Below are 21,463 nucleotides of genomic sequence, written 5' to 3' on the forward strand. Positions count from 1 at the left end.
GGTGAGGCGGCAGAGGTTGATCGCCAGTCATGCATGACCAGAAACCGAAGTACTGCTTTGAATTCATGATGAGGGGGAAGGAAAGATCATGGGAAAAAGCAATTGGAAGGTGACACTGCTCGCGCTAGTAATGGTGGTCGCTGCGACGGGCTGCAGCCAGGCAAATAACGGGAACGCCAACGAGCCGGATCAGGGGACGGAGCCTACGGCTGACGGCGGAGCTTCCGGCGGGGACGCCGCAGTGAAGATTTCGGTCGCGAGCATGCCCAAATATCCGCCGAATCAAATACCGAACGACTACATTAAAGAGGTCGAAAAACGGTTCAGCATGCAATGGGATTTTGAGTCGATCCCGCTGACGGCGGGCATCGAGAAGTACAATGTTATGTTTGCATCCGGAGATTATCCGGATTTCATCCCGAACATGAACGGTCCGACCAGCGTGGCCAAGTGGGCGTCGTCCGGTTATTTGCTGCCGATCGGCGATTACATCGATAAGCTGCCTAATTACCGCAAGCTGTTTTCCGACGAGGACTGGGAGCTGCTTCTGTCGTACGGCAGCACCAACGGCAAGCTGTATATGCTGCCAAGCGTGGCAAGCAGCGACCCGATGACCTGGATTTACCGCAAGGATGCGTTCGACAAAGCCGGCATTACCGCATTTCCGGCCACAATGGATGAGCTTTACGAGACGGCGAAAAAGCTGAAGGAAACGTATCCCGATTCGGTGCCGATCGGCGTTCGCGGCGGCACGGAAAACGGCGGCGTCAAAAACCTGATGAACGGCTTCCGCCAGGCGTTCCGCAACCCGCAAAGCAGCAACACGCGCGGTTTCTGGAACGATCCGGACCAGGGCGGAAAGGTCGTATGGAACATGGCGTCGCCGAAGCACCGCGACATGCTGGCCTTTATTGCCAAGCTGTACAAGGATGGGCTGATCGAGAAGGAATTTGCGACGCTGACGCAGGACCAATGGAAGGCGAAGCGCCTGACGGGCAAAGTGCTGCTGGATTTCCAATACGCGAGCCATACGGTCGATCCGGGTTATGCGCTCACGGATATTCCGGGCGGCCAGTGGGAATACGCCCGCACTCTGCCGAGCGCCTCGGAGCAGCCGGCGCTGGAGTTCAAGCCGCTTAACTTCTCGCTGTTCGGCCCGATTTTCAGCAGCAAGCTGGCCGATGAGCCGGAGAAGCTGGACCGCATTCTCGAGTATGTCGAATGGGGCGCCACGCCGGAAGGGCAGCTGTTCCACCAGGCGGGCCTGGAGAACGTGACCTACGTGAACGAAGGCGGAACGCTGAAATACAAGGACGGACTCGACCGTCAAAAGGTGGCGGAGCAGTACGGCTTCGACTGGTGGCTGAGCCAAAGCGACGATTTCCTGAAATCGGATGCCGGATATTTGAAGAAGCAGGAAGCGATGAAGGAATTCGCTGCGAACTTTAATGTGACGCCGAAGAACGCGCCGCTTACCGAGGAGGAGCAGGAGACGGTTAATACGACGGTCAGCGCCCTTGAGGATGTTGCGCTGCAGTTTGCGACGAAAGCCGTTATGGGCATGGTCGATATTAGCAGCGACGAAGTATGGAACGGGTATCTGAACGACCTGGAGAAGGTCGGGCTTAGCCAAGTACAGGCGATATTCGAGAAATATTTGAAATAACGTGCGGGAAGATCAGGGCAAAAAGCACGGAGAAGAAGGAGTAGTCGACATGACGACAATCTACTTGTCCGTGCCGGAGGAGGCGGGCTCCCGCCTCCTTTTCGGCACGGAATTGCTGAAGCGTGCGCTGCAGAAGCTGGGCTTTCCGGTACAGGAGACCGGGCCGCTCACATTGGCCGGTTACCGGCAGCTGGAAGGGATCAAGATTGCGGTCGGCGACCGCAGCGGGTGCTCCTTCATTCGGGAGCTGGAGGAGAGCGAAGTGCTCCTTTACCACAACGAAGCGCCTGAAGGCGAAGGCTTCTACCTGGCGAAATTGCCCGGCGGGCTGTACGTCGTCTCCGGCGGGGGAGAGACCGGGGCGCTGTACGGCTGCCAGGAGCTTGCCGCGCTTCTGTCTGAGCAGGGAGCGCTGCCGGATGAGCTGGCTTACGGGGACGCCCCGGTCATGAAGCTGAGAGGGCCTGTCGTCCCGCTGCAGAAGACGAAGGTGGAGCCGCCCAGACGAACGTACGAATACCCGATCACGCCGGGCCGCTTCCCATGGTTTTACGATAAAGCGTTATGGCTGGCGTTTCTAGACCGGCTGCTCGAGCAAAGATGCAACGTCATTTACATCTGGACGGGGCATCCGTTTTCCTCACTTGTGAAGCTGGAGGAATACCCGGAAGCGCTGGAGGTGACCGAGGAGGAGTTTGCCCTTAACGAGGAGATGTTCCGCTGGCTGGCGGAGCAATGCGACTGCCGCGGCATCTGGCTTGTGCTCAAGTTTTACAATATTCATATCCCGCTGCCGTTTGCCGAAAAGCACGGCCTGGAGCTGCATCAGCCGCAGCCGCTGCCCGTAACGAGCGACTACCATATCAAGGCGATATCCGCGTTCATCCGCAGCTTCCCCAATGTCGGGCTCATGGTATGTCTGGGCGAAGCGCTGCAAGGCGCGCTGTACGGTGTCGAGTGGTTCAACGATACGATTCTGAGAGGCGTAAAGGAAGGGCTGAAGGATCTGGACCGGAAGGAGCTGCCGCCGATTATCGTTCGGGCGCATGCGATTCCGTCCGAGAAGGTGATGGCGGCGGCGCTTCCGAACTATGCAAATCTGTTCACCGAGGCCAAATATAACGGTGAATCGCTGACCACCTACACGCCGCGCGGCAACTGGCAGGAAACGCACCGCCATCTCGGCTCGCTCGGCTCGATTCACCTGTTTAATGTGCATATTTTGGCCAATTTGGAGCCCTTCCGGTACGGCGCCCCTTCGTTCATCCAGAAGTGCGTGCAGGCGGCCAAATACCGGCTCGGCACGAACGGGATTCACCTTTATCCGTTGTTTTACTGGGATTGGCCGTACTCCCCCGACAAGGCGGAGCCGCGGTTGCTGCAGATGGACCGGGACTGGATCTGGTTTGCCGCGTGGTTCCGCTATGCGTGGAATCCGGATTTGAACCCGAAGCTGGAGCGCGAATACTGGATCAAGGAGCTGGCCGGCCGCTACGGCAGCCGCGAAGCGGGCGAAGCGATTTTGGATGCCTATGAAGCTTCGGGGGAATGCGCGCCCAAGCTGCTGAGGCGGTTCGGCATTACGGAAGGAAACCGCCAGACAATGAGCCTCGGCATGACGATGAGCCAGCTGACGAATCCGGAGCGGTACCGGCCCTGGAAGGAGCTGTGGGAATCCCAGGCGCCGCAGGGGGAGCGGCTTGACCTGTACGTTGAGCGGGAGCTCGGCGGGCAGCCTCATATCGGGGAGACGCCGATCGATATTGCGGATGACGCCGATTACCATGCGGCCAAAGCCGAACGGGCAATCGAGCGGGCCCGGCCTCACGTGCTTCGCGGCGTGGAAGAATTCGAGCGGATCGCTTCCGATGTGTCGGCAATTGCGCTGATGACGCGCTCGTACACGCACAAGGTGCGGGCGGCAGTCCGGATTCTGACCTACAAGCAATTGTCAGGCAAAAATTTTCTTGGGAATACCGGGCTGCTCGAGGAGGCGCTGCCGGATTTCCGGCAAAGCCTCGAGGAATATCGCGAGCTCGCTGCCTTGACGAAACGCACGTATTTGTACGCTAACAGCATGCAAACCCCGCAGCGCAGGGTGCCGTTTCCGGACGGGGAGAAATACGGGCATTGGCAGGCCTGCCTTCCGCATTACGAGGAGGAATTCTCGAGCTTCTCCGCGAACGTTGCGCTGCTGAGGCAAGGCGTGCTGCCGCGGAAGGTGCTGGAGGCGGAGCAGGACGTCGTGTCTTACGAGCAGGCGGATTTCACGCTCCATTCGCCGCATGCGGAGCTGTACGAGATCCGGAATCAGGCCAAGCTGTTTACGGACGGAGAAGTGCTGGCCTCACAGGTGGCGGAGGAGCTGGTCGGGCTGACCGGCATCCGCTTCAACCGGGAGCAGGCGGCCAAGGAAGGCGTCAGCCTGGAGCTCGAGCTGAAGGAGCCCGCCCGGCTGCTGATCGGCTACTCCCAATCCGCCGATGAGGAGTGGCTGAAGGTTCCGAGCCTGGAGGAAAACACGCATGCCGACGACCGCGGAGGGCTTTCGCCCGTGATCAAAAACGGGCTGAGCGTATTTTTTTACCCGAACGTGAACGTCCATGCCTTCGCTTACGAGCCGGGACGCCATACGATTGTCCTCGGCCGGGGCGCTTATCTGGTCGTCGGCGTCATCAAGGCGGGACAGCCGCTGCGGGTGCGCGATGTGGCCGGAGCAAGCAGCGTGGAAACGCTCGATTGGCTGTACGAGAAATAAAGAAATAGGGAACGTGCCGTTATGCAGAGCGGACGTTCCCTGTTTTTTTAAGGGGACAATCCATGATGCCGTCGGGTAAAGCAATATTCCTTAACTTTACAGCAATATCGACTAGAGAACTCTAAATTTGAAGCATCTATAATTATAGACAATCAGCTTTAGGATGTAAGCGATATCAATAAACTAGAAACAGCCAAGTCATCAAGTGTTATTGGGAGGTTTATGCATGGCGTTCGAGGTGGAACCGACAACAGGAGATTCAAGCTGGTATACGCACGACAGATTCGGCATGTTCATTCATTGGGGCTTGTACTCGCTTGGAGCGAGGCACGAATGGATGAAGGGCCGGGAGTTTTTGACGAACGAGCAGTATGACAAATATTTTAAGCGTTTCGATCCGGATTTGTACGATCCCGAGCTGTGGGCGACATTGGCGGCCGATGCCGGCATGAAATATTTTGTTGTGACCGCGAAGCATCATGAGGGCTTCTGCCTTTGGGATTCGAAGCTGACCGACTACAAGTCGACGAACACGCCGGCAGGACGAGACGTGCTGACGCCGATGGTCGAAGCTTTCCGTGCGAAGGGCATCCGGCCGGGGCTGTATTATTCCCTGCTGGACTGGCATCACCGGCATTATACGCTCGATGTCAAGCATCCGCTTCGCTACAACAAGGAGTTTCTGGAGGATCAAAGGAACCGCGATTGGCAGCAGTACGTCGACTATTTGCACGGGCAGACGAGAGAGCTGCTGACCGAGTTCGGCAAAATCGACCTGATGTTCTTCGATTTCTCGATCCCGCCCGAGCAGGGCTTTGCAGGCAAAGGCAAAGAAGATTGGCAGAGCGAGAAGCTTGTAAAGCTCATCCGCGAGCTGCAGCCGCACATTATGTTGAACGACCGTTTGCAGGTGAGAGGCGACATTACGACGCCGGAGCAATACCAGCCGCGCGACTGGATCAAGATGAACGGCAAGCGCGTCGTCTGGGAAGCATGCCATACGTTCAGCGGCTCCTGGGGCTATTACCGCGACGAGGAATCGTGGAAAAGCGTCGATACCCTCGTAAAAATGCTGATCGACACGGTAAGCAAAGGCGGCAACTTGCTGCTGAACGTCGGACCGACCGGGCGAGGCGAATTCGACGAACGTGCGATCGACCGCCTGAAGGGCATCGGCGAATGGATGAAGCGCCACAGCAGATCGATTTACGGCTGTACGGCGGCGCCGGAGGAGCTGCAATGTCCGGAGGACTGCCGCTTTACCTATAACCCGGATACGAACCGCCTCTATCTTCATGTTTACAGCTGGCCGTTCAAGCATATTCATCTGCGCGGCTTCTCCGGCCGGGTGGAATACGCACAGCTGCTGAACGACGCATCGGAAATTCGAACGGTACAGGGCGAAGAGGAAATGACGATGGAAGCGGGGGCCTTCAACGAGGGCAGGTCGCGCGATATTTTGACGCTGCAATTGCCGGTCAAGAAGCCGAACGTAACCGTTCCCGTCATCGAGCTTTTCCTGAAGCATTAAGGCGGATTAGACAGGGAGATGAAGACAATTATGAAACCGAAGCTGGGTTTACAGGGGCCGGTCATTGCATGGCAGGACTCCTGGGCCGGGGAAGCGTCCGATCAGATTATGCGGACGGGAACGGGCAGCATCTATCCTTCGCAGGATCCGCTGCCGCCTCCCGGCAAGTTCGTTCAGGCGATGAAGGAGCTGGGCGCCGAGTTTTACGTGCACCATATGTTCCCCAGCCTGGCCGGCCAATCCGAAATGATTCGCGATATGACGAAGTACGGCATGGAGGTGTGCCTGGGCAACGAGTACGGCAACATTAACGGTCCCTATGCCGAAGGCACGAACCGGTACGACGTGCCGGACGAGGCGCTGCTCGAAGCCGCCCGCAGCGGCAAGCTGATCGGACTGCTGTACGATGAGCCCGAGCATTTGCAGATCAATGCGTCGCAGTACCGCAAGGATGCTTTTTTGCCGCATTGGGGGGTAAAGGAAGGGAGCTCGCTCGCAGAGTCGCAAAATACGGTTACGGCTGCCGTTGCGGCGAGAGTCGCGCATGTAAAAGCCGTTCTGGACGATGCGGGACTTGATCCGGACGCCGCTCCGCTCGTATCCGAATTCGTGTTTCCAACGATGTTCCATACAAAGGCGCGCGGAGGGATGGTCGTCTGCCCGAAAATGATGAAGGAGTCGTTCCAGTCGCTGCAGCTGTCTACGGCGCTCGGAGCGGCGAGGCAGTACGGCCGGGCGATGTGGATTTGCGCCGATCTGTGGGGGCCGGACGCAGGGCCGTGGTTCACCCGAACCTCCGGCTTCCCGGGCCATTCGCCGGAGGAATTCGCTTCGGCTTTGAGAATGGGCTATTACATGGGACCGACCCATCTGTTTACGGAAAATATCGACGTTCTGCTGCAATACGGGGACGGCCGTTTCCGCAAGACGGAATTCGGAGACGTATGGGACGAATTCGTACGCGGTTTCGTGCCGGAGCATCCGCTGACGTGGACGCATAGGGACGCCGATCCCGATATCGTCTTCATTCATTCGGACGACAGCAATTATGGGCAGAACGCAAGGCTGTTCGGCAACCGCGGGCTGGCGGCTCCGGATGCGACGCAAAGCGTGTTTCACGTCTGGCATTTGCTCAGCCACGGCACCATTCCCGCTCACGGAAGCTGTATGCATATTCCCGGCTATGACTTTCCACGCCACCGCCTGAAGGCCGAGGTGCCGAAGGAGCGGTTTCCGCTCGAGCAGGGCTGGACGTTCCCGCCGGAGGAGCAGGTACATCCGCTGTATTACCCGGTTAACAATGTGCTCGTCTATGACGAGAAGGTGGAGGAGCGGCAGCTTGGCCGTCCGAAGCTGATTATTGTAGCGGGCGAGCGGATCGAAGACGAGACGCTGAAGGCGGTCAGACGCCGGGCGGAATCGGGGGCGACGGTCGTGATCGCCAGCTGGCTGGCCGGGGGCAAGTGGCCGGAAAGCGGCCGGGCCGGGGAAGGGACATGGCTTGTGACCGACAGCTTTTTGACGGACGACCGCGTGATGGAAACGGTACAGCCGTTCCTCGGCAGTCCCGGCTGCTGGATGCAGCGGTTCGGCGGCACGGAGGTGCGGATGCACAAGGCGGACGCGCAAGGCTTTACGCTCGATTTTGAAATTTCGGGGAGGTGAGGAATGAAGATATGAGCCGATATGCGGCGGCATCTGAAATCAGGGAAGGGCTCACAGTCATCGTGTTAACCGACAAGGCTTCAGGGGCAGCGGCTGAAATCGTGCCGGAGGCCGGCAACAATCTGTACCGCTTCGAAAGCGGCGGGCATACGGTCCTTGTGCCGCCTTCAAGCGTCCGTTCGTTAAAGGAGGAGCCGTTCGCCGCTTTCAAATACGGCACTCCGATTCTGTATCCGCCCAACCGGGTGAGAAACGGAAGGTTTACGTTCCGCGGCCGGCCGTACAGCCTGCCTTTGAACGAGCCGCCCGACAATCATCTGCATGGGGAGCTTTGCTCCAGAGCCTGGGAGGTTATCGAGTACGGAGCAAGCGATCAGGGTGGCGCTACGGTCACCAGCCGTTTTCATTATGCGGTGTATCCAGAGCTTCTCGCCTATTTTCCGCATCCGGTTACGTTTACGGTCACCTACCGCCTGTTCGAGGGTCGGCTGCAGATGGATACGAGAATCCGGAATGACGGGGAGGACGAAGCTCCGTTCGCGTTCGGTCTCCATCCCTACTTCTCGCTTCCGTTCGGAAGCGGGGAGACGCTGACGCTGAAGGCGCCGGCTTCCGCCGAGTGGCCCGTTACGAACGAAGCGTTCGTGACCGGACGGCCTGCGGCTACTCCGTTCAGCCAGGCTCTGCAGGGCGGGGCGGACATTACGGATTATCCTCCGCTGGGCTGCTCGCTCCTGGAGCTGGACAGCGGAGAGGAGGATCCGGTCTGCCGGATCGAAATGAAGGACAGCGGTTATGCAATCGTCTACCGGTTCGACCGCGGGTTCCGGTATCTCGTCCTCTTCCGTCCGGATTGGGCCGAAGCCTATTCGCTGGAGCCATATACGTATGTGACGGACGCGTTTAATTTGCCCTACGACAGCGAGCTGACGGGCGCCCGCGGCATCGCGCCGGGGGAGGAACTCCGGTTCCGGGCCAGCCTCGGGGTGGAAGCTCTGAAGGATCAACCGGCGGGAATTTAACTGTATTCAGTGTCCTTATTTTTTAAGAAATTTCATTTTCTAACGAAATAACTGGAATCGATGTCCTTATTTCGATCATTCTGCTTGGAATCGGCAATTGTTTAAGATTTAAATGGGCTGAATCCAGTTATTTCCCGAAAGAGCGGAGTTATCCTGGATTTTGATACAATAAATCCATTTATTTGCGCGCAGCTGGAGGAAGTCGACACGAAGCAGATTGCCTTAGAAATAAGGTGAATAAAGTGCGAAGCGGGCCGTTTGAATCCGGAAAAGCGGTAGCGGTCGCTTTTGAAGCCCCATTCTTCACCTATCGATGTCCAGGGAAATCAGAAGAATGGGGCTTCAAGCGATTGGAGGATCAAATGGCGCGCGCAGCGGATTTTATTCACTCACAATGTGAAGGAGGACTGCCAAATGGGAGCCATTGATTTGAACTTCCCGATCGATCCGCTCATGCCGAAACGCAAGGATTACCGGATCGGCTGCATCGGTTCGGGCTTCATCATGAGAGATTGCCATCTCGTCGCTTACGGGGACGCAGGTTTTCGTCCATACGCCATCACCTCCAGGACGCCGGGCAATGCCAGGGCGGCTGCGGAACGGCACGGAATTCCGCTCGTCTATGGAACATGGGAGGAGCTGGTCCGCGATCCGCAAATCGAAATACTCGACATCGCGGTTCCGCCGGACCGTCAGCTGGAAATCGTCCGGGAAGCCGTCAAGCACACGCACATCAAAGGGATTCTATGCCAGAAGCCGCTGGCGATGAATATGCGTGAAGCCTGCGAAATCGTGGAGCTGTGCGAGACGGCAGGCATCAAAATCGGGGTTAACTCCAATATGCGCTACGACCAGTCGATCCGGGCGCTGAAAGCGATCCTCGAAAGGGGTTATCTCGGCGAGCCGGTGCTGGCGACGATCGAGATGCGTGCAATTCCGCACTGGCAGGACTTTCTTCACAAGTATGAGCACATCGAAATTTTAAACATGGGCATCCATCATATCGACGCCTTCCGCTACCTGTTCGGCGATCCCGAGCGGGTCACCGCAGTCGCGCGCAGGGATCCCCGCACCGCTTTCAATCATATCGACGGGATTTCCCAGTACACGTTCCAGTACGCAAACGAGCTGATGGCGACCAGTCTTGACGACGTGTGGGCCTGGCCGGGCGACGGGACCGAGAAGGATATTTATATCAAGTGGAGGGTCGAAGGGCTGGAAGGCATGGCTCAGGGTACGATCGGCTGGCCGGACTATCCGGCAAGAACGCCAAGCACGCTCGAGTTCACAACGAAGCGGTCGCCCGGACAGTGGCATCGCCCCGCATGGAACAGAGTCTGGTTCCCGGACGCGTTCCAGGGTACGATGGCCCAGCTGCTGCGCGCGGTGGAAGAGGATACAGAGCCCGAAATCGGCGGGCGGGATAACCTGCTGACGATGGCGCTGGTCGAGGCGTGCTACAAGTCGATCGCCGAAAGGCGTACGGTCGAATTTTCGGAAACGGCAAACCAAATCAAATCCTATACCTTTGAGGGAGGCAGTTCGCTATGATTTCTGTAGGCATTTTTAACGGGTATTACCCCTATACGCTTCAGGAGACGATCGCCAAAATTCAGAAAGACGGATTTTCCTGCGTGCAGCTCGATTTGTCGTTCAAGGATATGGACCTTTCGCCGAATTCGCTTAACCGCCAGAAAGCCCATCAGATCCGCGACGCGTTCAGGGACGCCAACCTGCCGATCGTCTGTATATCCGGCTACACGAATATCATCCATCCGGACCCGAGGAAACGGGAGGAAAATATTTCGGGACTGAAGGCGCTGCTGAAACATGCACGCGATCTGGGCACTCCTTATGTCATCAGCGAGACGGGAACCTACAATACGGAAAGCGACTGGGTATGGGATCCGAAAAACGGCACCGAGGAAGCGTACGAGGAGGTATGCAGGGAATTGGAGGAGCTGGCCAAGTTCGCCTATGATCACGGCTCCGTCTTCCTGGTTGAAAACTACGTCAACAACGTGATCGGCTCGGTCGACCAGCTGGCCCGCCTGTTCTCCGACGTCAATCATCCGGGACTCGGCCTGCTGATGGACCCTACCAACTATTTTACGGACAAAAACATCAATCATGTCGACGAAGAGCTGAACCGCATTTTCAATACGCTGGGCGACAAAATCAAAATCGCGCATGCGAAGGATTGCAAGCCGGCGGAGGATACGTCGGAGAAGCATGCGTCGATCGACGCGGCCGAATCGCATACGTTCCGCGGTGCCGGAGCCGTCGAGCTCCCTGCGCCCGGCCTTGGCATTTTGAATTACGACTTGTATTTGCAGCGCCTGTCCAAGCTTCATCCGAACATTCCGATCATCATTGAGCATCTGGACGAACAGGACATTCCGCGCGCGAAACGGTTTCTCGACGGCAAATTAAAAGCAAACGGCTGTTAGGAGGTATGCTTCATGGCATCGGCCAATCTGCAAAAAAGGGATTACAGCATCACCGGACCGGAAAACAAGCGCGCGCAGGAGCGGGGGCTTGCGGCGGCGGAATGGTATACGTGCCCGATTCCCCGCCAGCGCATGAAGGAGCTGATGAAACGAAGGAACGGCCCGGCCATCCGGGATACGATCATCTGGTTCGGCTCTCTTCTGATTTTGGGCTGCGTTGCCTTCTTGTCCTGGGGGACATGGTGGGCGGTTCCGGCTTTCCTGGCATACGGCATTCTCTACGCAACGCCCGGCGATTCCCGCTGGCACGAGTGCGGGCACGGGACGGCGTTCAAGACGCCGTGGATGAACGAGGTTGTCTATCAGATCGCATCTTTCATGGTTCTGCGCTCGGCAACGCCGTGGCGCTGGAGCCATGCCCGCCATCATACGGATACGATCATCGTCGGACGCGATCCTGAGATCATTACGGAACGGCCTCCGATTTGGAAAATTCTCATTATGCAAATTTTCCATCTCTACGGCGGGCCGATCGAGCTGAAGCGGTTCGTGCTGCATACGTTCGGGAAGCTTGAGGAGCAGGAGCGGGAGTACATTCCCGCCTCCGAGCACCGCAAGGTGTTCCGTGAAGCACGCGTTTACATGCTCATTTTGCTAGCAGTCGTCGCCGCATGTATATATGCAGGAAGCATTCTGCCGGCTATGTTCGTCTTTTTGCCTTCTTTTTACGGCGGGATCGTCGTCATTACGTTTGGCATTACGCAGCATTTGGGGCTTTATGAGGACGTGCTCGATCACCGCTTGAACACCCGTACCGTTTATATGAATCCGGTATTCCGGTTTCTGTACTGGAACATGAACTATCATGTCGAGCACCATATGTTTCCGATGGTTCCTTACCATGCGCTGCCGAAGCTTCACGAGGAGATGAAGGCCGATTGTCCGGCAGCGCGCCCAGGCTTGTTTGCCGCTTTGAAGGAAGTCATTACGGCGCTGCGGAAGCAAAAGCACGATCCCGCTTACGTCGTCGAAAAACCGCTGCCGGTCACGGCGCGCCCTTATGTGCGCGGCGTCCCGCGTCAGCAGGATACCAGCCTAAGGAGTGAAGTGCTATGAGAACCGGAACATGGATTGAGGCCTGCGCAGCCGATGCGGTCGAGGTGGAGGATGTCATCCGCTTTGACTTTGAGGACCGTACCTATGCGATATACAGGACGGAGAACGGGGACTATTATGCGACGGACGGCTTCTGCACGCATGAGAAAATTCATTTGTCGAACGGCCTCGTGATGGGCAGCGTCATTGAATGCCCGAAGCATAACGGACGTTTTGATATTCCTACCGGCAAGGCGAAGCGGGCTCCGGTATGCGTCGATTTGAAAACTTACCCGGTGAAGGTGGAAGCGGGCAAAGTGTACATCCAAGCCTAGGCGTAAACGGCTTAACAAAATGCGCGGTCATCCGCAACGAAAGGAACGAAATCATGAAATATAATGTGTTTAACCGGACGGGACGGCAGGTATCGCGTCTGGGCTTCGGCGCCATGGGCCTTGGCGGCTCTTTCGGTACGCATGACGAGAAAGAGCTCGTTCACTCCGTCCTTCACAGCCTGGAGCGGGGCGTTAACTTTATCGACACTGCGCGCAATTACGGGGAATCGGAGCGTATTCTTGGCCTGGCTTTGCGGGAGTGGCGCGGGGAAAAGCCGTTTATTGCCTCCAAAATCCAATCGAAAGGGCCGGGCAATATCGGCTGGGGCATTCCGATCCCGGTCGAAACGGCATTTCCGAGAGGCTGGCTGAGGGAAAGCACGGAAATTTCGCTTCGCGAGCTCGGCGTCGATACGATTGAGCTGATGCAGCTTCACCAATACTGGCCGCATTGGGACAGCGAGGACTACTGGATGGAGGAGCTGCTGGAGCTCAAGCAAGAAGGGAAAATCGGCGCCATCGGCATTTCGCTGCCCGACACGCGTCACGATATTGCGCTGCCGATCGTGCAAAGCGGCAAAATCGATTCCGTTCAGACGGTATTCCACATTTTCGACCCGCAGCCGCTTGATTGCCTGATTCCGGCCTGCGTGCAGAACAATGTCGCTGTCATCGCGCGCTGCATTTTGGACGAAGGCGGATTGACGGGTTATTTGAAGGAAGACACGGTTTTTGAAGAGGGCGATTTCAGAAAAACGCACTTCGATTATATGCCGCGAAGCGTGTATATCGAGCGCGTCAACCGGCTGCAGGAGGCTTACATTCCGGCTTACGCGGACAGTCTGGCCGAGCTTGCTATCAAATTTGTCCTGCAGCATCCGGGCGTGACGACGGCAATTTCGTCTATGCATATAACGAAATTTGCGGACGAGAATATCGCCGCCGCAGGCCGCGAGCCATTGCCGGATGACGTATTCGAGGATATCCGGCGCCATCACAGATGGGTGAGAAACTTCTATGAGTCCAAATACTGGATCTAAGACGTTATGGGCGGAGCTGCTGCCTTACGAATTCAAGCAGCGGATGGAGGAGTGTCCGGTCGTCTATTTGCCGCTTGGCCTTTGCGAGCCGCATGGTCAGGTCAGCGCATTCGGCCTGGATACGATCAAGGCGGAGTGGCTTTGCCGGAAAGCGGCCGAGAGGACCGGCGGCATCGTCGCCCCTTCCATGGGCTACCATATCCATGAGACGGGGTACCATGCCGGCTGGCTGGAGCAGACGGTCGGCGAGCAGCATCCGCCGATGACGTCGATGCCTCCGGACATTTATCTTGTTTTTTTCCTGTATCAATTAAGAGCGTTCGTGAATGCCGGCTTTAAAGCGGTCGTCGTCGTCTCCGGGCACAGCGGGGGCAATCAGGAGGATTTGCGGCAGGCGGCCGACTTGTTCATGAAATATGTCCCGGTGACCGTTTCGGTAAAAAGCGATCCGGAGCTGGTGGAAGGATTGTTCGAGGGCGACCATGCCGGCAAATACGAGCTTTCGCAGCTCATGTTCATCCGGCCGGACCTGGTCGATCCGTCGGCAAGGCGGTACGAGGAGCTTCAGGGCTATGGAGGCCGTCTGGCCATCGGGCACGATGCGCAGGAAGCGGATGCCGAACAGGGAAGGGCCATCATGGAGGCATGTCTGACCGGCTTATGCTCCGAGGTTTCCCGGATCAAGCGGGAGGCCGTGCAAGCCGGGAAGGCTGCTCCGGTGTCTCATTCGACGGTGAGGGAGATATGGGGCGAGCTTCTGCAAACGGCCGAAAGCTGGGTGACGGCGAGTCCCTGGTCCGGGCAGGCGTCCGTATCCGAGCAATCGCTGTGGAAGCCGTACGAATATTACCGGATTCGCGAGGAAAGCAACTAAGATTACGATGCCAATGCTGCTTAGACAGCGCGGCCACATATCTAGGGGGAAGCGTATTTATGAAAACTTACAAGCTTGGCGTTGTTGGATTAGGTGAAGGCCGGAGCATTATGTCGGCCGCTTTAAGCAGCAAGAGATGGGAGCTTGCGAAGGTGTGCGATCTTAACCAGTCACTGTGCGAGCAGCGGGCCGAGGAGTTCGGCTTTAACAATTGGACGACGGATTACGGCGTGCTGCTTAGCGATCCGGATATCGATGTTATTGCCATCTATACGCCCGACCAGCTGCACCTGACCCATATTACCCAAGCTGTGCAGGCGGGCAAGCATGTCATTTGCACGAAGCCGCTGCTCACCTCTCTGGAAGGCTCGAACGAGCTGCTGGAGACGGTGCGGAAGTCCGGCAAACGCGTATTCGTCGGACAGAGCTCGCGCTTTTTCGAGCCGATGATCCATCAGCGTGCGGACTTCGAGAAGGGAAAGCACGGCGATATCCAGACGGTCGAAGCCCATTATATTTCGGACAGCCGCTGGTTTTTGGACAAACCGTGGAGCCGTCAGCGCGGCTTCAGCTGGATGTATAATTTTATGATTCATGCCGTCGACCTGGTCCGCTGGTATTTGCCGAACGTCACCGAAGTGACGGGCTACGGGATCGTGAGCGAGACGAGCCGAGGCTACGGCCTCGACACCTGGGATTCGATGCGTCTCCTCGTCCGCGACGACCAGGGCCGGATCGGTCAAATTTCAGGCAGCTACACGCTGCCGTCGCTCGGCACCGAGGTCGAGCCGGGTATCGAATGCGTCATCCGGGGCACGAATGGGACTTCGCGTGCGGAATATTCCAATCTGCGCTACCATACGCATTTTACCGGAGAAGGCAAAAAGACGTATTCCTACGAAGAAATGCACGACTACTACTTCCGCTTTGAGGGCAGAAGCCATCATGCAGGCGAATACCAGAACTATATCGAATATTTCGCGGAATGCCTCGACTCGGGCGCCGTACCGCTTCCGGACGTAGAGGAGGCCGTGCGCACGCTTGCCTTGATGGCGGCAATTGAACGGACGATGAAGGAAAACGGTAAAACGGTCCGCATCGACGACATTATCCGGGAAAACGCGCTGACGCTCGCTTAAGGACTACAAGCCTTTTATGAAATAACTGTATTTTGGGTGTCTAAATCGCCGAAATGAACCGGATTTATCGGTTCTGGGGTATTTAGATACTCGGAATCCAGTTATTTTTTTCGATTGATTAAATATGCAAAAATTAGTTGCAACAAATCCGGTTATTTCTGAAGGTTTTTCCCCTACCCAACTTGAGGAGCTCGCTAGAAAGCTGGATCCTCTTGGTACGATGCCCCATATGATATAGAAAAGCACCGAGAAAGGGTGAATCCCTAAAGCAATGGCCAGTTCGAAATGGAAACTCCATCAATTTTATAATAAGCATAATGAAGTTAGAAAATATTTGCCGGATACGGCCCTGTTCAGTCTCGATACCTTAAAACAGTTTATGGATAAGTATTCTGAGGTATATATTAAGCCCGATACACGTCATGGCGGTAACGGAGTAACCTATGTTCGCAAGACGGAGACGGGGTATTCCTATACCAGGATCAAGGGCAGGGCTGCGGAAGTGACTTCCGGGATTACTGCTTTGGAGGAAATTTATAAGAAAGTGATCAAAACCGCTATAGATAAAACCTACATCATTCAGCAGGCGATCTCGCTTGCCGCAATTAACAACCGCCCCTTCGATATTCGCTCCATGCTGATGCGCAAACCGTACCGCAAATGGGGGTTTTATGGTTTTTTTGCCAAGGTCGCAGGACCCGTTAATATTATTACCAATGTCGGCCGCTCCGGCGGATCTGTTATTACACTTGAGGAAGCTTTAAGAAGATCCTTGCAGCTGACCCCTGCAGCGATTAAGGAGAAGATGAAAGAGCTTCGCGAATTAAGCTTTATTATCGCTAACCGGTTCAATAAATATAAGGCATCAACGACTCAAATCGGAATTGATTTTGCCGTCGATCTATCAGGGAATATATGGATTATAGAGGTTAACTTTGATTTGCCTAATCATTCAGGCAATGCATTTGCCAAACTCCCCGATAAATCAAACTATTTAAAAATCAGAAAAATGAAGAGGTATCTTGCAGCATTACGTTTGAAGAGAAAGGCGGCAGTTTATATCGTGAAAAGGGCTGGGAAGAAATGACGGAGATCAATATTGCCGCCGTAGGGGGATATTTTGATGATCGGACCGATCTTATCTTCTTCCAAGCTGAGTGGGAGGGACGGATATAACTTTGACCCTATTTTTGAGAAGGCCATCCCTTTCCTGAAAACAATGATTTGTAAGCGTCAAACTCTCCACACCTTCAACTACTAACCTAGCTATGAGATCATGAGATTAACCTGAATACGGAGGGTAACTCATGAATGCCAAAGAACAACGCAGACAAGATTGGCACACACATATCGAAGCCTATCGGGCAAGTGGCCTCACGATGAAAGCTTGGTGCTCCGCAAATCATTGTTCTGTCGAACAATTGAAATATTGGCTTTACAAAATAAAGGGTGTATCATCCTCAGCTACTCCAGATCAAAAGACTTCTCCGTACAGTTTGTACCTCTTGCCACTGTAGATCCACCTGGCAGCGTTTCTCCTGCTCCTTCTCTAATCCTCGGCAAGCTGTCGACGTATTTCTGGCTCATTACGTAAGCCATGCTCGACGGTGTCAAGGACTAGCTTACTGCAATGCTCTCTTTGCCATTGAGCGCGAGCTGAAGGATGCTTCGTCAGAAGAACGATATGCCGAGCGAAAGAAGCGAAGCCTTCCGATCCTGGAGGCTTATTCGGTATGGCTCAAGCAACAGCGCTCTCAATCATTGCCGAAGAGTCTGGTTGGAAAAGCGATTGCTTACAGCCTGAATCAGTGGGAGAAACTGACCGCCTTCCTGAAGGATGGCCGACTCGAGATCGATAATAATCGCAGTGAATGCTCGATCAAGCCATTCGTAATCGGAAGAAAGAACTGGTTATTTGCGAATACGCCTCGCGGCGCGAAGGCAAGTGCGGCGATCTACAGCGTCATCGAGACGGCGAAGGAAAACGGACTTCTTCCATTTCAATATTTTAAGTACCTGTTCGAGCAGCTTCCGCAGCTTCCGGATTCACAAAATCCAGAGGCGCTCGAGCCTTATTTGCCATGGTCATCTATGCTTCCGATTACTGCTGAGCCAAACTTGGGACCGCGACGCATTCGAATCGGCTTTGCGGAAGCAGTGGAGCTGGATCGAAAAAAACGAGTCGAAGGATGCGACGAGGACCATTACGGAGGATGACGAGGTGATCTATACGCCCCATACGGATGCGTATAGGCTGGATTTGGAAGAGCTGTTAGCTGCGGCTGGAGCTTGGGCAGTGGTGGCAGACGATACGGCGCTGGGGGCTATCCAAGGTGATCAGCGCGTCTTCTCGGCGGGGCTCCCGGTGGAGGTGATTCATCCTGCCGTCACTCTCGAGCAGTTGAAGGAAGAAGGCATCGATCGGCTTTTCAGTCGTTCACGACCGATTTCGCGACGAGCGCGGAGGGCCGGGCTTATAACGTCACGGTGACGGCGGAGGAGCTGAACGACTGGCTGCTGAAGCCGGGCGAAGTATTTTCATATGCCGATCTAATCGCCAAGGTGAAGAAAGAGCATGAGTACCGCGAAGCGTCGGTCATCTTGAACGGCAAGTTCGTGACGGGCATCGGCGGCGGCATCTGCCAGGTGTCGAGCACCCTGTACCAGACCGTCCTGCGCGCTGGACTGGAGATCGTCGAACGTCGCAACCATTCCCTGCCGGTCGCCTACCTCCCTCTCGGCCATGACGCCACCTATGCCACGGATGCCATCGATTTCAAGTTCCGCAATTCGACGGGCAAGTCGCTGATCATCCGCACGGAGGTCAAGGACCGGAAAGTGACCATCAAATTGTTCGGCACGATGCCGCAGAACGAAAGCTACGAGATCGAGTCTGTGACGCTGGACACGATTGAGCCCGGCACGCAGCAGGCGGTGAACCGCGCTCTTCCGGTCGGCAAAAGCGTCGTCGTGCAGGAAGGGAAGCAGGGTTATGTCGTAGAAACCTTTCGCGTCTTGAAGCGCGACGGAGTAGAAGTGTCCCGCGAGCGCGTGTCCAAGGACACATACCGCGCGCAGCCGACCATTATCGAGGTCGGCCCTTCTTCGCTGGACGCGACGCCGGTCCCATCCGCGACGCCTGCTCCGGATGAGACGATTATCGAGGATGGAGTTTAAGGCGCTCTATCACATGCGTTCTCCTTACCTCTGCCCAGGCGTCCGGCCACAATCGTAATATGCTGGTTTCCCATGAGACAACTCCTTTATCCCAGCATCTTATCAAATCTCCCGAACAAAACGCTCATCAATTGAGTCGGACCCGGCAAATGCGGGTTGAACAGCAAGGCTATGGATAATGCTGCCGAGAATAAAGTGATTCCCGTAATGACCATTTTGAATTTCTTCTGCTTACATTTACGTAATTCAACCAATAAAATGGCGGCTGAAATCAGAAGAATGCCGAGGATCGCTGCCGCTTTCATCGATTGTTCCTCCTTATGTTCGATTAATATTGTACACCTTGTCCAGGCACACCTTGCGGATATGTGGATTTCCCTGAACTTGTAATAAGGGTATCCACCCGCACCTCCACCTTCATGTTTTCGAAAATTTCATCCCAATTTCGCTTTTGCGCTTTCCATTTTCTTGGATAATGACGACGAAACTGTCCAGAAAATCCGAAAAAGTCGGTTTTCAACTGTTTTTGAGAAAGCATCAATGCATCCTTGGCTAATCCAGTAAGCTTCTCCTTCCATTGTTGCTCGACCATCGTATTCATTTGAGGATCGGCAATCGATTTTGAAGTGGTATTCAGCACCACTTCACCCTTTGCGTCCACTTTGATTTTCATGCTCCATTCGTTGTTCGAGATAGCAGGAGTCAGCGTGGTCTTCATAGATATCAATCTGATCGAAACGTTTCCTTCGTTCCCTTCAATCTCTACCGGCATGATGATATAGTTCAGTTGATTAAGGAGCATTAATACTCCAACGCTCATCGGCTCGGTCACCGTTTTCACATAACGATCCTCTTTAATCAGACTAAGACCTCTCACATAGGGATCGCTCGTGTATGTACTCTGTCCCGACGCAGGCTTTAGAATAAGCATGCGCGAAAGAACAGCTGAACGGCTTGGACCTTCTATCGACTGCGCAAGATTCAAGACGGTTACACGCGTTCCCAGCTTCAAATTGCTCATCTCCCGCAACGATTCTGCGGAGCTGCGCTCCAGCGGAGGGAGCAGCGCCAACATATCCCTTGCTTTCTGATCTGTCGAGAATACATAGGCATGCTCACGGATTTGGGTGTACCGAAGGAAGAAATCAAGATATTGGCGCAATCCTTGTTTAGAGGCTTGTTCACTTATGACAATGACTTCGCAATGGCCCCAGAACACGTTGCGGGAAACTTTTCTCTGAAGTCTGTTCATCGCTTCAGCCACATTGCTTCCTACCGCGGTACGTATCATGGTTACTCCGCTTTGACTGGCTTCGCTCGAGCCGCTTCCGCCAGAACCACTCCCTGCCTTGCGAGGAATAAAGATTTGGGCGGTCAGTTCGACTTGGTCGTCTTTGGTGTCAATACCGGTTGCGAGAATAATGGCAAGGTCATTCACTTCTATTCGATCCCAGCATCCGGCGAGCAGCAGAAAGCTGAATAAGGTCAGCGCTTGAAAGGCCGTTTTCCATCTCGACCTTACAGGGAAAGACTCACGCTCACTCCTCTTACACGTCGTCATAGTGATTAAGTCGCTCCCCCCTTCATTCTTTCATTCCATAGCTTCCTCACTAAGGCACAAACGTATAAGAGAGCAGGAAAACAGAAAAGAAGCATTAAGGTATATAAATTCCCAGAGACGCTTAACAGCTTAGCCACGTCTGGATGACTGGATACAACCCAGTAGGAATAAGCTAAGCATAAGAATGCTAATGGTGCTACGACTGGTTTATAGTCATTTAATCCGAACCATTCTGCCGTTGTTGTTGAGAAAATGTAAAGAAATACAGAGATTTTGACAAAAATGCCGAATATCCATACGGCAACGATGACAGCTTCAATATGCTGAAGAAAGTCGGCAATCGTAATATACCTTGCAGCAATCAACATAGGAAAAGTAAAGCTGTCCGTTAGATCGCCAAGCAGGAACAGACAAACGAGATTGGTGACGATCATGGTCATGGTTGTAAACAAAAGCGATCCAATCATCGCTTTACCAACTTGGCGTTTATGATTGACATATGGCAGCAAGAAAGCGATGACGATGTACTCGCTAAACCACGCAGCAGGTGGAATGCTGCCGAGCATGGAAGGAAGCATTCCATCCTCGAACACTGGAAGAAGCTCCTGAGGCCTCAATTCTTTAATAAGCAGAAGAAATGTAAGGAGCAGAAGCGCAGTGATAATTGTTACAAATATTTGCGAGGTACGGCCTACAACCTCTATTCCAAGGCGCACATTAAGCGTACATACAATGACCATCGTCCCCATCACAACAAATAACGGCGTGCGCGGCAAAGCGTTGGTAACGATAAATTCGCCATACTCTCGAATAATCAAGCCGGTCAGGTGAGGCAGGTATATAAGGTAAGCTAGTCCGAACAGTTTGCCTGGAAACCATCCTATTATTTGCAGACTAGACTGGATAATCGTCTTATTAGGGTATAGGCGATGAATGCCTAGACTTATCCCGATAACGATAAGCCCTATGAATGATCCCCAAATAGGCGAGAGCCACATATCATGTCCCGCATAATGCATGGTCATGCTAGGCACGGATAAGATGGAGGTGGCAAGTACGGTAGGCAGCAGCAGAATAGCCAGTTGAACTTCTGAAATTCGCCCCTTATCGGTTAACATGTGCGCCGCCTCCTCCTGAGCCTAATTTTCAA

The 21,463-nt window shown here is 54.7% G+C and carries 18 protein-coding genes and 2 pseudogenes; 17 read left to right on the forward strand and 3 right to left on the reverse strand.

Going from position 1 to position 21,463, the window contains the following annotated elements:
* Window positions 1-88: 88 nt before the first annotated feature.
* From KP806_RS12890 to KP806_RS27610, 17 genes and pseudogenes are all read left to right on the forward strand, one after another.
* Complete coding sequence (locus KP806_RS12890) at window positions 89-1,666, forward strand: extracellular solute-binding protein (RefSeq protein WP_224724101.1); 1,578 nt, start codon at window positions 89-91, stop codon at window positions 1,664-1,666.
* A gap of 49 nt (window positions 1,667-1,715) precedes the next feature.
* Window positions 1,716-4,424, forward strand: a complete 2,709-nt coding sequence (locus KP806_RS12895) for a hypothetical protein (protein ID WP_224724102.1) — start codon at window positions 1,716-1,718, stop codon at window positions 4,422-4,424.
* 226 nt (window positions 4,425-4,650) lie between these two features.
* A complete protein-coding gene (locus KP806_RS12900; protein ID WP_224724103.1) occupies window positions 4,651-5,955 on the forward strand; it encodes an alpha-L-fucosidase in 1,305 nt (434 codons plus the stop codon).
* A 30-nt stretch (window positions 5,956-5,985) separates the two neighbouring features.
* On the forward strand, window positions 5,986-7,620 hold the full coding sequence (locus KP806_RS12905; RefSeq protein ID WP_224724104.1) for a hypothetical protein: 1,635 nt from the start codon (window positions 5,986-5,988) through the stop codon (window positions 7,618-7,620).
* Between the two features lie 11 nt (window positions 7,621-7,631).
* A complete protein-coding gene (locus tag KP806_RS12910; protein WP_224724105.1) occupies window positions 7,632-8,642 on the forward strand; it encodes an aldose 1-epimerase in 1,011 nt (336 codons plus the stop codon).
* 414 nt (window positions 8,643-9,056) lie between these two features.
* Window positions 9,057-10,193: a Gfo/Idh/MocA family protein gene (locus KP806_RS12915; RefSeq protein WP_224724106.1), complete on the forward strand. Its 1,137-nt coding sequence runs from the start codon at window positions 9,057-9,059 to the stop codon at window positions 10,191-10,193.
* Window positions 10,190-11,092 carry a sugar phosphate isomerase/epimerase family protein gene (locus tag KP806_RS12920; RefSeq protein WP_224724107.1) on the forward strand — a complete coding sequence of 301 codons (903 nt, stop codon included), beginning with the start codon at window positions 10,190-10,192 and terminating at the stop codon, window positions 11,090-11,092. Before KP806_RS12915 ends, KP806_RS12920 begins: the two co-directional genes overlap by 4 nt.
* 12 nt (window positions 11,093-11,104) lie before the next feature.
* Window positions 11,105-12,208 (forward strand): fatty acid desaturase family protein, encoded by a 1,104-nt coding sequence (locus tag KP806_RS12925; protein WP_224724108.1) that lies wholly within the window; start codon window positions 11,105-11,107, stop codon window positions 12,206-12,208.
* Window positions 12,205-12,522 (forward strand): MocE family 2Fe-2S type ferredoxin, encoded by a 318-nt coding sequence (locus tag KP806_RS12930; RefSeq protein WP_224724109.1) that lies wholly within the window; start codon window positions 12,205-12,207, stop codon window positions 12,520-12,522. The genes KP806_RS12925 and KP806_RS12930 overlap by 4 nt, the downstream gene beginning before the upstream one ends.
* Window positions 12,523-12,575: 53 nt before the next feature.
* On the forward strand, window positions 12,576-13,562 hold the full coding sequence (locus KP806_RS12935; RefSeq protein WP_224724110.1) for an aldo/keto reductase: 987 nt from the start codon (window positions 12,576-12,578) through the stop codon (window positions 13,560-13,562).
* Window positions 13,540-14,436 (forward strand): creatininase family protein, encoded by an 897-nt coding sequence (locus KP806_RS12940; RefSeq protein ID WP_224724111.1) that lies wholly within the window; start codon window positions 13,540-13,542, stop codon window positions 14,434-14,436. The genes KP806_RS12935 and KP806_RS12940 overlap by 23 nt, the downstream gene beginning before the upstream one ends.
* A 59-nt stretch (window positions 14,437-14,495) precedes the next feature.
* Window positions 14,496-15,575 (forward strand): Gfo/Idh/MocA family protein, encoded by a 1,080-nt coding sequence (locus KP806_RS12945; protein ID WP_224724112.1) that lies wholly within the window; start codon window positions 14,496-14,498, stop codon window positions 15,573-15,575.
* Window positions 15,576-15,846: 271 nt separating this feature from the next.
* Entirely contained in the window at window positions 15,847-16,662 is an 816-nt protein-coding gene (locus KP806_RS12950) for a YheC/YheD family protein (protein ID WP_224724113.1), read from the forward strand.
* 220 nt (window positions 16,663-16,882) lie between these two features.
* The gene (gene tnpA / locus KP806_RS27990) at window positions 16,883-17,092 is read left to right on the forward strand and encodes an IS66 family insertion sequence element accessory protein TnpA (RefSeq protein ID WP_397376392.1); all 210 of its coding nucleotides are present in this window, start codon (window positions 16,883-16,885) and stop codon (window positions 17,090-17,092) included.
* Between the two features lie 94 nt (window positions 17,093-17,186).
* Window positions 17,187-17,675: pseudogene (locus KP806_RS12955) on the forward strand (IS66 family transposase); the annotation flags it as partial.
* A 381-nt stretch (window positions 17,676-18,056) separates the two neighbouring features.
* Window positions 18,057-18,416, forward strand: a pseudogene (locus tag KP806_RS27605) (VanW family protein); the annotation flags it as partial.
* A 21-nt stretch (window positions 18,417-18,437) separates the two neighbouring features.
* On the forward strand, window positions 18,438-18,752 hold the full coding sequence (locus KP806_RS27610; protein ID WP_263575700.1) for a G5 domain-containing protein: 315 nt from the start codon (window positions 18,438-18,440) through the stop codon (window positions 18,750-18,752).
* A gap of 86 nt (window positions 18,753-18,838) precedes the next feature.
* Here KP806_RS27610 and KP806_RS12965 read toward each other — a convergent pair whose 3' ends face one another.
* The 3 genes from KP806_RS12965 to KP806_RS12975 are packed head-to-tail and all read right to left on the reverse strand — an operon-like array spanning window position 18,839 to window position 21,431.
* A complete protein-coding gene (locus KP806_RS12965) occupies window positions 18,839-19,057 on the reverse strand; it encodes a hypothetical protein (protein WP_224724115.1) in 219 nt (72 codons plus the stop codon).
* A 23-nt stretch (window positions 19,058-19,080) separates the two neighbouring features.
* Entirely contained in the window at window positions 19,081-20,313 is a 1,233-nt protein-coding gene (locus KP806_RS12970; protein WP_224724116.1) for a Ger(x)C family spore germination protein, read from the reverse strand.
* 5 nt (window positions 20,314-20,318) lie between these two features.
* Complete coding sequence (locus KP806_RS12975; protein WP_224724117.1) at window positions 20,319-21,431, reverse strand: GerAB/ArcD/ProY family transporter; 1,113 nt, start codon at window positions 21,429-21,431, stop codon at window positions 20,319-20,321.
* Window positions 21,432-21,463 lie beyond the last annotated feature (32 nt).

Origin of the sequence: Paenibacillus vietnamensis (assembly GCF_020169515.1) — a bacterium.
GTDB lineage: Bacteria > Bacillota > Bacilli > Paenibacillales > Paenibacillaceae > Pristimantibacillus > Pristimantibacillus vietnamensis.